This window comes from Tamlana crocina, from assembly GCF_012037625.1.
The window spans coordinates 78,364-90,810 of record NZ_JAAVJS010000002.1 but is presented as its reverse complement, the minus strand read 5'-3'; the positions used below and the strand labels follow the sequence as shown (position 1 = coordinate 90,810).

The 12,447-nt window shown below is 39.5% G+C and carries 10 protein-coding genes; 7 read left to right on the top strand and 3 right to left on the bottom strand.

What is annotated here, in order from left to right; translation table 11 throughout:
- Positions 1-47 precede the first annotated feature (47 nt).
- The gene (locus HC176_RS01855) at positions 48-932 is read left to right on the top strand and encodes a hypothetical protein (RefSeq protein WP_167916489.1); all 885 of its coding nucleotides are present in this window, start codon (positions 48-50) and stop codon (positions 930-932) included.
- Between the two features lie 17 nt (positions 933-949).
- Here HC176_RS01855 and HC176_RS01850 read toward each other — a convergent pair whose 3' ends face one another.
- Both HC176_RS01850 and HC176_RS01845 read right to left on the bottom strand, forming a co-directional pair.
- Positions 950-2,305: a DEAD/DEAH box helicase gene (locus HC176_RS01850; protein WP_167916488.1), complete on the bottom strand. Its 1,356-nt coding sequence runs from the start codon at positions 2,303-2,305 to the stop codon at positions 950-952.
- A gap of 29 nt (positions 2,306-2,334) precedes the next feature.
- The gene (locus HC176_RS01845; protein ID WP_167916487.1) at positions 2,335-3,237 is read right to left on the bottom strand and encodes an aldose 1-epimerase family protein; all 903 of its coding nucleotides are present in this window, start codon (positions 3,235-3,237) and stop codon (positions 2,335-2,337) included.
- Positions 3,238-3,318: 81 nt separating this feature from the next.
- On the opposite strand from HC176_RS01845, the gene HC176_RS01840 reads away from it, so the two are divergent.
- A complete protein-coding gene (locus HC176_RS01840; protein WP_167916486.1) occupies positions 3,319-4,608 on the top strand; it encodes an anthranilate synthase component I family protein in 1,290 nt (429 codons plus the stop codon).
- 115 nt (positions 4,609-4,723) lie between these two features.
- On the opposite strand, the gene HC176_RS01835 is transcribed toward HC176_RS01840, so the two are convergent.
- Positions 4,724-5,416 carry a hypothetical protein gene (locus HC176_RS01835; protein WP_167916485.1) on the bottom strand — a complete coding sequence of 231 codons (693 nt, stop codon included), beginning with the start codon at positions 5,414-5,416 and terminating at the stop codon, positions 4,724-4,726.
- A gap of 125 nt (positions 5,417-5,541) precedes the next feature.
- Here HC176_RS01835 and tilS point away from each other — a divergent pair, with 125 nt between their 5' ends.
- The 5 genes from tilS to HC176_RS01810 all read left to right on the top strand — a co-directional run bounded on the left by tilS (position 5,542) and on the right by HC176_RS01810 (position 12,444).
- Positions 5,542-6,870 carry a tRNA lysidine(34) synthetase TilS gene (tilS, locus tag HC176_RS01830; RefSeq protein ID WP_167916484.1) on the top strand — a complete coding sequence of 443 codons (1,329 nt, stop codon included), beginning with the start codon at positions 5,542-5,544 and terminating at the stop codon, positions 6,868-6,870.
- Positions 6,871-7,051: 181 nt separating this feature from the next.
- Positions 7,052-8,689 (top strand): adenine deaminase, encoded by a 1,638-nt coding sequence (ade, locus tag HC176_RS01825; RefSeq protein WP_167916483.1) that lies wholly within the window; start codon positions 7,052-7,054, stop codon positions 8,687-8,689.
- A gap of 2 nt (positions 8,690-8,691) precedes the next feature.
- The gene (locus HC176_RS01820) at positions 8,692-9,651 is read left to right on the top strand and encodes a YheT family hydrolase (protein ID WP_167916482.1); all 960 of its coding nucleotides are present in this window, start codon (positions 8,692-8,694) and stop codon (positions 9,649-9,651) included.
- Between the two features lie 129 nt (positions 9,652-9,780).
- On the top strand, positions 9,781-10,236 hold the full coding sequence (locus HC176_RS01815; protein ID WP_167916481.1) for a (2Fe-2S)-binding protein: 456 nt from the start codon (positions 9,781-9,783) through the stop codon (positions 10,234-10,236).
- 12 nt (positions 10,237-10,248) lie between these two features.
- Positions 10,249-12,444 (top strand): molybdopterin cofactor-binding domain-containing protein, encoded by a 2,196-nt coding sequence (locus tag HC176_RS01810; RefSeq protein ID WP_167916480.1) that lies wholly within the window; start codon positions 10,249-10,251, stop codon positions 12,442-12,444.
- Positions 12,445-12,447 lie beyond the last annotated feature (3 nt).

Below are 12,447 nucleotides of genomic sequence, written 5' to 3'. Positions count from 1 at the left end.
ATTAGTAAAAAGTTATAATAAATGTTGGTTAAGTTATTAATTACGTTGTGAGTTTATTTCTTTTAGCAGACGAATATTTTAAGCTATTAGATAAAGTTGAAAAAAGTAAAAGGAGGATTATTCTGTTATGTTCGCTCGTGTTATTGTCAATTGTATCCATTATTGATGTTATAACAGAGGTTAATGATGGTAAAGAGTTAGTTGATAAGGCAAATAAAATTATTGGCCAGTCTGATACTTTAATTTCTCAGACTAATTCAATAATAGTTGATTTAAGTAAAAACATTGAGTCTGTCCAACAATCTAATAAAAGTATAGTAGCTATTGATAGTGTTCTTAAAGGGGTAAGGGATACTGTATCAAATCAGGTTGAAATTATAAAATCTACAGCAAAAAAATCTGCGGAACTTATTAGATTGGAAGAAAAAAAGTTCATGGCGGACCAAGCCGACATTGATGTTTTTACTAACGAAGTTAGGCTTATTAATAATTCTGTAGATTCAACTTTTTTTGACATCCAATTTGATTTTAGAAACCTAGGAATGAGAACAGCAACCAATATAGAGTTTAAAGGAAAGGTTTTATTATATAACAAAATATTACAGGATTTTCAAATACAAGATTTTAAAGGGTGGTATTTTTCTGAAAATTTAACTAGTAGAACAAAGGGAACAATAGGTAAAAAATTAAAATGGAAGAAAGAGGAAATTATTACCGGGAACTATTACATGATTTTTATAGTTAAAAGTTTTTATCAAGACTTGATTTCTAAGAGAAAATTAAGCTATACAGGACACTTTTTAGCAACTGACTTAAAAAATGAAGAAACTAAGTTTAACTTAACAATTGATTATGAATATGCTAAAGGTTTAAATGAAAGGCTCCGAGAAAAAGGGCTGAAGGAATATTCAATTGACCTAAATAAAGATTAAGGTCTTGAACTCTGTTTTTATTTACGCTTCTTATTTCGTCTATTATAATTTTTGTCGCCTCGTGTTTTAGGCTTTTTATATTTTTTGGCTATTTCCCTGCGATATGAGCCTCCTAAGTTTTCCTTTTGGTTTTTGGCCTTTTTTTCATGGAAGGCTGGGCCGGGGGCGTCCTCTTCACTGCGTTTGGTGGGGTTGTTGCGCTCTTTAATTTCTGGGCGTTCCTCTGGGATAAGCTCGGTAGAAATTTCCACGGCTTCGGGCATGTTCAAAACAGGGATTTGCATATCCATCAGCGCCTCAATATTTTCGATGTGTTCCTGTTCTTTTTCGGTTGAAAAGGTTATCGATGTGCCTTTGCGCTCGACACGTCCCGTTCTACCAATACGGTGCATGTAGTTTTCGGGGTATTCGGGCGTGTCAAAATTAATAACATGGCTTACGTTGTCGATGTCCAATCCGCGGGCCATGACATCGGTAGCGACCAAAATGCGGTTCACACCTTCCTTGAATTGTTCGATGCTGCGCAGACGATAATTCTGTGTTTTGTTGGAATGGATCACGCAAAGTTCTTCCTTAAAATGCTCGTCCAGTTTTTCAAACAAGCGGTCGGCCATACGTTTGTACGCCACAAAAACAATCACTCGGTTGAAGGTTTCGGTGTCATTGAGTAAATGCACTAACAGATTTACTTTCGTATAAAAATTGGGCACTTTATAACGTTGCTGCTCAATATTTTCTAACGGCGTTCCCGATACGGCAATGGAAATGCGCTCAGGACCTCTAAAAAAATCGTTGATTAACAAATCCACATCTTGGGTCATGGTGGCCGAAAACATAATATTTTGGCGTCTTTCCGGAAGGATGTCAAAAATATTGATAAGTTGGTGGCGGAACCCCAAATCGAGCATCACATCCACTTCGTCAATCACCAATTTCTGAATGGATTTGAGTTGCAATGCGCGGCTAACGGCCAAATCGTACAATCGGCCCGGTGTGGCCACGATAATATCCAACCCTTCGGCAACAGCTTGTTTCTGAGTGTTGATGTTGGTGCCACCGTAAACGCCCAAAACTCTGTTGTTAATGTATTTGGATAGCTTTTCAATTTCCTCAACCACCTGAACCACCAATTCGCGTGTCGGCACCAAAACCAAAACCCTTGGGTTGTCCTGTTTCGAAAACTTTAAGTTTCTTAAAATGGGCAACATATAGGCCAGTGTTTTTCCAGTACCGGTTTGTGCTATGCCCACCACATCTTTACCCGAAGCGACAACATTGAATGCTTCGGCCTGAATGGGCGTTGGCGTGTTGAAGCCCAAATCGTCGAGGGCGTTGTAAAGTGGTGTGTTTAAATTGAGGTCGTTAAAAGTCACGCTATTGTAATTTGTTGGCAAAGTTACACTTAAAAACGGGTTTCCACTAAATGGCTGTTGTGTATTTTAATGGTGTAGCTTGCCGAAAAGTAGTCTTTTGGCTTTAAATTCAGGATGCCTTCTTTGGTGGTAAACTCCTGATCGGTGTTTTCATAGTCAGCTATGCCCAACCAAGGTTCAATACAAACATAGTCTCCAGTAGGTTTGGCCCAAATGCCTAAATACGGAAAATCATTATAGGAGAACGATAAAATATTACCGTGCTTTTTACTTTTTAAAGTGACTTTTTTCGACTTTAAATCTTTGAAAATAAGAGCATCTTCATTAAACAAATCGTGGGTGAGTGGGAGTTTATCGCTATTTTTTAAGACGGGTTGCGTTTTGCCAGTTACAAGTCCGCTATCCAAATTAATGAAGTGTCTTGAAGCGGTTTCAGGCTGTTCAAATTCCAAAACATAATCGTTGTAATTTTCATCGCTATAAACAGGGCATTTAAAAGCGGGGTGTCCTCCTAACGAAAAATACATGGCTTTGTCGTCAAGGTTTTTAACGGTGTGCTTCACTTCAATAGACGAACCGCTCAACGTGTACGATATATAAAACTCAAACTTAAACGGGTAGATTTTAAGTGATTCCTCATCGAAAGTCAGCTTAAACGTTAAGTTGTTCTCCGTGAGTTTATGTATTATAAAATTGTTGTTATTGCGAGCTAAACCGTGTTTGGGTAATTGGTAAGTTTGGCCTTCAAAAATGTAGGTGTTGTTTTTTAAAGCACCGATTATAGGAAATAAATTGGGAGCGAAACTACTCCAAACATCGGGGTTGGCATCCCACATAAATTCGGTGCCATGTTTTACCGAAGTAATTTTACAAAGTTCGGCGCCCGTTTTTTTTACCGATATGCTGAGTAAGTCGTTTTTTATTGAAAACATAGAGTGGCGTTTATATCTTAAAGATACAAAACTTGCAATTTTTTCGGTATTCTTGCTAACTTTACACCATAAATTCTGCTGTTGAGAAAAAAACATTTCCATAAACCCGAAAATGTCGAGCGTTTTAAAGAAAAGGCTTTGATTTGGAGCCAACAATTTGACGATGTGGTTTGGTTGGACTCCAATCATTATCAACAAATATATTCCTGCTACGATGCCGTTTTGGCGGTCGATGCCTTTACGAGCATAAAAACCGATTACCACAATGCTTTCGATAAATTGAAGGAATTTCAGGGGTTTGTAAACGATTGGATTTTTGGCTATTTGTCATACGACTTAAAAAATGATATCGAGCAGTTAACATCTGAGAATATTGATGGTTTGGGTTTTCCGGATCTCTTTTTCTTTCAGCCAAAAAAGCTTTTTTTGTTCAAGGGTGATAGAGTAGAAATGCAGTATTTAAGTTTTGTTGATGATGAATTTCAAGATGATTTATTGGCTATAGCGCAAAGTGGCCAAGCCCGAGGAAAAGTGGCTAATCCCATTAAAATAAAACTTCGAATTCACAAGGACGAATATTTTGAAAAGGTAAATACGATTTTAGAGCACATTTATCGTGGTGACATTTACGAAACCAATTTCTGCCAAGAATTTTATGCGGAGAATACGCAAATCAATCCGTTTGAAACTTATCAAAAACTAAATGATATTTCAAAAGCACCGTTTGCCGCTTTTTTAAAATTGAATGATAAATACGTGCTGTGTGCCTCGCCAGAGCGTTATTTGAAGAAGGAAGTAAATCGTGTGATTTCTCAACCCATAAAAGGGACGGCCAAACGTTCGGATAACCGAAAAGAAGACCAAAACTTAAAAGAAAACCTGTCCAAAGATAAAAAAGAGCGTAGCGAAAATATTATGATTGTCGATTTGGTGCGCAACGACCTGTCTAAAACCGCAATAAAAGGTACTGTTAAAGTTGAGGAGTTGTGCCAAGTTTATACTTTTGAGCAGGTGCATCAAATGATTTCGACAGTAGTTTCGGAAGTGGGAGAAAATACAAACCCGGTGGATATTATTAAAAGCACGTTCCCGATGGGTAGTATGACGGGCGCGCCAAAAATATCGGCCATGAAAATTGCCGAAGCTCAAGAAGCAACCAAGCGCGGGGTGTATTCTGGGGCGGTGGGCTATTTTTCTCCCGAAGGCGATTTCGATTTCAATGTGGTGATTCGTAGTATTTTGTACAACCAAACCGAAAAATACGTGTCCTATTCTGTGGGAGGTGCCATTACGGCCAAAAGCGATCCGCTAAAGGAATATGAAGAGTGCTTGGTAAAAGCCAAAGCCATGCGTACTGTCTTGGAAGATTGATGGTTTATAAATGATTTAGTCTGCTGCATCCTATTTCGTTACTAAATCGTCACTTCGAGGGATTTTCCAAAAGAAACCCGTATCGGGAAGTAGTTGTGTACCCCAAACCTTTAAATTAATCCAAATAATTCTTAAACGACTTTACCGCAATACCCAAAACACGCTCCACACGTTTGGTTTCAATATTTTTTATTTTGGCAATATCGTTGTTCGTAAGTCTCCCAAAAACAGAAAGATCCACAATGCTGGATACGCCAAGGGGTAGCCAGGTGTAAAATTTACCCAAAAGTTTTTGGTTGTGGTTCGATTTGAGGTCTTTTATCTCAAAAGCATCAATCACCGAGGCGTTATTGTTGTCATACAAAAACAAGTGCCTTTGTTTGTTTTCTTGCTTGTACGATATATCGTTGAGTTCGTCGTTCATTATAAAATCAAAATCCTCGTCCACAGTATATTTTTCTTCCAAAGCGTTCAATTCATCCGTCAAGATATCGTGGGTGCTCATCGTGTTTTTATGGAAGGCTTCTTTGGTAAAAAGTTCGTCCAATTCGCTATCTACAATTTTAAAAAGTTTCAGTTTAATCTCGTTGATTTCGGCATCAATGTTATAACCGTTTTCGTAATATTTGGCAATGGCTTCGTCAATAAAATCGTTTGAGGCGTACATGTTTTTTGGAATAATTCCGGTCGATTCCGCGATGTAAAGCCTGTGTTTTACGTAGGCTTGCAAATGTTGGGTTATTGAAACTACTTTTTTATTGAAGGCCGTTTGTGTGGCTTTGTCGTTTAGTTCTTTCATTGAGCTCATAACCTGATTTTTAAAAGTTGATTGCTTTTAAAGTTACGAAAATTATAAATGCAAAAAATGACTTTTGTTAGTTGAAACCGATTTTGAAGTGTCTTTTGAATACTCAAAGTTGTATCTTTGAAAACATGTTAAAACAGCTGAAAACCCATATTGAATCGCATTTGCCTTTTTTGCAAAAATCGCGGTTGCTCATTGCTATTTCTGGCGGAATTGATAGCGTGGTACTGACGCATTTGTGCCATAAATTGAAGCTTAACATTTCATTGGCGCATTGCAATTTTAACTTGCGCGGAAAAGAAAGCGATGCCGATGAAGATTTTGTGGTGGACTTGGCAGATGATTTGGATTTGGAAGTATTCGTGCAGCGTTTCGATACCGAAGGTTATGCGGAAACCCATAAACGCTCCATACAAATGGCAGCTCGCGAATTACGCTACCAGTGGTTTGAAGAATTGGCAGAGCAATTGAAGTTCGATTATATTTTAACCGCCCACCACGCCGATGATAATCTTGAAACCTTTTTAATCAATTTTACCCGAGGCACGGGCTTGGAAGGGTTGACCGGAATACCGCAAGTAAACGGAAGGTTTGTGCGTCCGTTGTTGCCATTCTCAAGCAACGATATTGAAAATTTTGCACGAGAAAACTGCATAAAATGGCGGGACGACAGCAGTAATAAATCGGTAAAATACCTTCGGAATAAATTACGACACGAGGTGGTGCCCATTTTAAAAGAAATCAATCCCAGTTTGTTGCAGAGTTTTCAAAGTACATTAAATAATTTGCAGGACACCGCGGTGATTGTGAGCCATACAATGGACGCTTTGCAGGAAAAGGCTGCAGAAAAAATGGGTGATAACGAAATCCGTTTTAAAATTTCTGAATTCAAAAAATTAAAGCAGCCCAAAGCCTACCTTTTTGAAACCTTTAAAGCCTACGGTTTTACCGAGTGGAACGATATTGAGCACCTTTTGGATGCCCAACCGGGAAAACGAGTACTTACGAACCATTACAGGTTGATAAAAGACCGCGAGTATTTATTGTTGAGCACCAATGCAACACCCATTGAAACCGAGGTCTTAATTTCCGAAGGTGAAAGAAAAGCAGAAACCCCAAAGGGTACGTTGTTTTTTGATGATTCCGATAGCTATCGGAATGATGCTATTTTCGGAACATCGGAAAACACCATTTTTGTAGATCAAGCCAAGTTGAAATTTCCACTACGGATTAGAAAAAAACAGGAAGGCGATGTGTTCTTTCCGTTGGGAATGCATGGCAAAAAGAAAAAACTGAGCAAGTATTTTAAAGATGAAAAGTTTTCATTACTCGATAAGGAAAACACGTGGCTGCTGTGTTCAGAAAATGAAATTATTTGGATTATTGGAAATCGTGCCGACCATAGATTTCGAGTGGATGAGCACACTAAAAAGATTTTAAAAATTGAATTAAAATAAAAATGGTTATCCGTAAACATACCTAGTAAAAATAAAGATTTGAAAATCAGCTTATTAAAAAAGACGCTTCGACAGGCTCAGCGTGACATCTAGTGTTAGATTGTTGATCATTAGTAACGTCAGGCTGAGCTTGTCGAAGCCTAGGTAACAAAACGGATATTTAATAAATAAAAAACTCTATTTGAAACTACAAGGCAACATAGTCGATATACCAAACCGAAACATTTTTAAAGGTGAAATTACTGTTGAAAATGGCAAAATAGTATCAATAATTGAAAAGGAACATCACCTAGAACACTATATTTTACCTGGTTTTATAGATGCCCATATCCACATTGAAAGCAGTATGCTCGTACCGAGCGAATTTGCCCGGATGGCGGTTAAGCACGGTACAGTGGCTACGGTTTCCGATCCGCACGAAATCGCCAATGTACTTGGCGTACAAGGTGTGGAGTTTATGATTGAAAACGGAAAACAAGTATCGTTTAAATTCAACTTTGGTGCGCCATCTTGTGTGCCGGCAACCATCTTTGAGTCGGCTGGAGCCACAATCGATGCCAATGCGATTAAAATCTTGTTGCAAAATCCCGATATTAAATACTTGACAGAAATGATGAACTACCCTGGCGTATTGTTCGAGGATGCCGAAGTGATTCAAAAAATAGCTTGGGCAAAACATTTTAATAAGCCGATTGATGGACATGCGCCGGGAATTGTGGGCGATGATATTTCAAAATACATTGCAGCGGGCATATCGACTGATCATGAGTGTTTTACCTATGAAGAAGCTTTGGAAAAGCTACAAAAAGGCATGAAAATTTTAATCCGTGAGGGTAGTGCTGCAAAGAATTTTGAAGCGCTTATCGATTTAGTACCCGAGCATTTTGAAAATATGATGTTTTGTAGCGACGATAAACACCCGGACGATTTAATTTTTGGCCACATCAACCAGCTTTGTGCCCGAGCGGTTGCCAAAGGCATTGATGTTTTTAAGGTACTTCAAATGGCATGTGTTAACCCCGTGAAACATTATGCTATTGATGTGGGACAAATGCAAGTTGGCGATGCTGCCGATTGTATTGCGGTACAAGATTTAAAAGATTTTAAAACCCTGCAAACTTTTGTTAACGGCGAATTGGTATTTGATAATGGTGTTTCCAAAATAAAACCGGTGGATTTTAAAAACTTGAACAACTTTAATTGTAAAAAAAAGCAGGTTTCAGATTTTAAGGTGGATGCTTCCGCTGAAAAAATAAGAGTCATCGAAGCTTTGGAAGGCCAACTTATTACCAATGAAATTGTTGAAGAAGCTACGGTAAAAAATGGAAACATCATTTCAAACACGGAAAAAGATATTTTAAAAATGACGGTAGTCAACCGTTACCATCCCGATAGCTATCGGGACCAACCTCCAGCCATCGCATTTATCAAGAATTTTGGCTTAAAAGAAGGGGCCATAGCTTCTTCAGTGGGCCACGATTCGCACAATATTATAGCTGTTGGTGTTTCGGACGAAGCGATTTGTAAAGCCGTCAATTTAATTATTGAAAATCAGGGCGGCATTTGTGCTGTATCCGAAACTGATCATAGGGTGCTTCCGTTGCCGGTTGCGGGAATTATGAGCGATAACGATGGAAAAACGGTTGCAAAAGCTTACACCGAAATTGATAAAATGGCAAAGCAATTGGGCGGTACTTTACATGCCCCGTATATGACGCTTTCGTTTATGGCGCTTTTGGTTATTCCGTCGTTAAAATTGAGTGATAAAGGCTTGTTCAATGGAAAATCATTTCAATTTACCTCTTTACAAATCGATTGATTATGCCAGTAATTGAAAGTACGTATAAACCGGCGTTTCCGTTTAAAAACGGATTTGTGTCTACAGTGTATTCGGGTTTAGTGCGCCGCGTTCCACTAAAACAAGAGCGGGAACGTATAACCCTTAGCGATGGGGATTTTTTGGATTTAGATTGGAGCTTTTCCGAAGAAAAAACATCGAAACTCATCATTTTGCTTCATGGTTTGGAAGGCAATGGTCAGCGCCCGTATATGACGGGGGCGGCTAAACTTTTTAATAAAAATAATGTCGATGCCGTTTGTATGAATTTTAGGGGATGTAGTGGTGAGGATAATTTGAAGTTCAGCAGTTACCATTCGGGAGCCACGTCCGATTTGGATGCTGTTATCCAACACGCCGTTCAATCGAAAAACTACACTGAGATTTATTTAAAAGGCATCAGTTTAGGGGCTAATATCATTTTGAAATATTTGGGCGAACGTGATGCTGTTCCAACTCAGGTTAAAGCTTCGGTAGCGGTTTCCGTGCCTTGCTATTTGGCGGGTTCAGCAAAAGAACTACATGCTTTCAAAAATAAACTATACCATGATAGGTTCTTAAAACATCTGGTTGAAAAATTAAAGTTGAAACGGGAACGTTTTTCAGATTTATTACCGGAAGAAGATTTGAAATCCATCAAAACGTTAAGCGATTTCGATTCTGTTTACACCGCCAAAGCCCACGGTTTTAAAAGTGCCCAGCATTATTATGAAACGAGCAGCAGTTTGCAATTCCTTCCACATATTATAACACCGACTTTAATTATCAATGCGCTGAATGATTCGTTTATGTCGCCCGAATGTTATCCGGTAAAGGAGGCTAAAAACAATGCCAATTTATATCTGGAAATGCCCAAATTTGGTGGTCATGCTGGCTTTGTTGGCAGAAAAAATGTGTATTATAATGAACAGCGGGCATTGGAGTTTATAAAATCGATTCATTAAATTTTTTCAGGTATTGGGTAAAAATGGCATGCTCAAGGTTAAAATTGATTTAGTTAACCCTATGTTAACTTTATAAGTTTGACGGAGTGGTGATTAATTTTTTCGTAATTTAAAATCAAAATTTTTATTATGCCGGTATTCAACTTAAACATTAACGACCAATCCTATGCTGTGGATGTGGACGGAGATACCCCAATGCTCTGGGTTTTACGCGACCATTTAGAACTTTTGGGAACCAAATTCGGATGTGGAATAGGCATGTGCGGTGCCTGTACGGTTCATTTTGACGGAAGTGCTGTGAGAAGCTGCCTGTTAAGAGTGTCTGCTGTGGGCGATTCGAAAATCACAACTATAGAAGGGCTTTCCGAAGAAGGAGACCACCCTGTGCAACAAGCTTGGTTGGAGCATGATGTGCCACAATGCGGGTATTGTCAAGCGGGACAGATTATGAGTGCGGCTTCGTTGCTGAAGGAAAACCCAAATCCATCGGACGAAGATATTGATTTGGCCATGAACGGAAATATTTGTCGTTGCGGTACCTACGTACGGATTAAGCAGGCCATAAAAACGGCATCAAAACTTTAAACTTCAGAAATCATGACAAAGATAAAAACACAATATAATCGTCGTTCGTTTTTGAAGATATCGGCCGCTGCTGGAGGTGGTATGCTTATTGGGTTCAGTTGGTTTACCGGATGTACTTCCGATAAAAAAATAAAAGAACAAATTGCCATTCCCAACGAATGGTACGATATAAACGGTTTTATAAAAATTGGAGATACGGGCTTGGTGACGATTTATTCACCCAATCCGGAAATTGGACAAAATGTACGGACTTCCATGCCTATGATTGTGGCCGAAGAATTGGATGTGGATTGGGCGCATGTGGTGGTGGAGCAAGCTCCTTTAAATGCGGCCATTTATCAAAATCAGTATGCTGGTGGTAGCCAGTCTATCCGTCGCGGATGGGATGCCTTGAGGATGGCCGGAGCCACAGGAAAACGCATGTTGTTGGAGGCTGCAGCCAAAGAATGGCAAGTCTCTGTTTCTGATTTATCGGTTTCAAAAGGCATTATAAAAGATGAGAATAGTGACCGAACTATTGGTTATGGGCAAATTGCTTCGAAAGCCGTAGGATTAGAGATTCCCGAAGAAGTGGAATTAAAAGCGGTTAAAGATTTTAATATCATATCCAGCAGTAAAAAGAATGTTGACGGAAAGAAAATTGTAACTGGAAAGCCCTTATTCGGATTGGATTTTCAAAGAGAAGGCATGAAGTTGGCCATGATACAGCACCCTCCGGCCTTTGGCATGACCCTAAAGGATTTTAATGAAAGCGAGATAAAAAGTATGCCAGGAATAGTTGATGCATTTCCAATTGATATTACAGTGCCGGATCCTAAGTGGTGCGACGAAAAAGGATTTTTGCAGTTAGTGGCTATTGTAGGTGATAGTACATGGCAACTAATGAAAGCCAAAAAAGCTTTAAAAGTCAATTGGGAAGTCAGTAGTAAATTGGAAAGTTCAGAATACCATAACCAAGCTCTTGAAAACGCCTTAAACTCAGGAAAAGTAAAGCAGGGCAGAAAAGACGGAAATCCAGAAGCCGCGTTTAAAAAAGCGGCAAAGGTTATTGAACGTACATATAGCTGCCCGTTTATAGCACATAATACGCTGGAGCCTATGAACTTTTTTGCGCACGTAAAGCAAAATGAAGTAGAGTTGATAGGGCCGACCCAAACGCCAAAAGCATTAGAAGATTCGGTATCTAAGTTATTAAATGTGCCTGTTGAAAATATTACGGTTGATATGACCCGTATGGGCGGCGGATTTGGGCGGCGGCTTTACGTGAATTTTGGTGTTGAAGCAGCTGCTATTTCTAAAAAGATGAATGCGCCCATAAAATTGATTTATACCAGAGAAGATGATATGACACAGGGTACCTATCGCCCAGCTTATCGTTCAAGGTACAAGGCAGGACTTGATGAAAACAATAATTTAATTGCCTTTTCAGTGAGAGGGGCGGGATTGCCAGAAAGCCCAGTGTTTCCAAATAGATTTCCCGCAGGGGCTGTCGATAATTATTTAGCAGAAGAAATAGGGGTGGATACGAACATAACCACCGGAGCTTGGCGAGCGCCACGATCGAATTTCACGGCTGCGGCCGAACAATCCTTTTTGGATGAAGTGGCCGAATTGGCCGGAAAAGACCCGATAGATTTCCGTTTGGAATTGTTCGAACAAGCCATAAAAAATCCCGTTGGTGAAAAAAACGATTACGAAGCCGAACGCTATGCCGGAGTCTTAAAATTGGTGAAGGAAAAATCGAAATGGGGCGAAAGTCAACCTGGTGTGTATCGGGGCGTGGCAGCTTATTTTTGTCATAATACTTATGTCGCCGAAGTTTTTGATATGGTTATGGAAAACAACGAGCCGAAAATTAAAAAGGTGTGGTGTGCGGTAGATTGTGGTATTGTAATAAACCGTGATGCTGCAATAAACATGATGCAAGGTTCGGTTATTGATGGGGCCGGGCATGCCATGTACAGCCAGCTCACGTTTAACGATGGGGCTACCGAGCAAATGAATTTTGATACCTACCAACTCATGAGGCATGCTCAAGCACCAGAAGAAATCGAGGTGTTCTTTGTTGAAAACGAAATTGCTCCTACTGGACTTGGAGAACCAGGATTGCCCCCAGCGATAGCGGCTTTGGCCAATGCACTCTATAAGGCAACAGGAACACGTTACTATAGCCAACCCTTTGTGCAACCGCAGCCTGTTATTGGGTAATAT

What these genes read in the sequence shown, in the direction of transcription:
- HC176_RS01845 (WP_167916487.1), bottom strand. Translation starts at nt 3,237, where the DNA reads ATGTTTTCAATAAAAAACGACTTACTCAGCATATCGGTAAAAAAAACG.
- HC176_RS01820 (WP_167916482.1), top strand. Translation starts at nt 8,692, where the DNA reads ATGCCAGTAATTGAAAGTACGTATAAACCGGCGTTTCCGTTTAAAAAC.
- tilS (WP_167916484.1), top strand. Translation starts at nt 5,542, where the DNA reads ATGTTAAAACAGCTGAAAACCCATATTGAATCGCATTTGCCTTTTTTG.
- HC176_RS01835 (WP_167916485.1), bottom strand. Translation starts at nt 5,416, where the DNA reads ATGAGCTCAATGAAAGAACTAAACGACAAAGCCACACAAACGGCCTTC.
- HC176_RS01810 (WP_167916480.1), top strand. Translation starts at nt 10,249, where the DNA reads ATGACAAAGATAAAAACACAATATAATCGTCGTTCGTTTTTGAAGATA.
- HC176_RS01815 (WP_167916481.1), top strand. Translation starts at nt 9,781, where the DNA reads ATGCCGGTATTCAACTTAAACATTAACGACCAATCCTATGCTGTGGAT.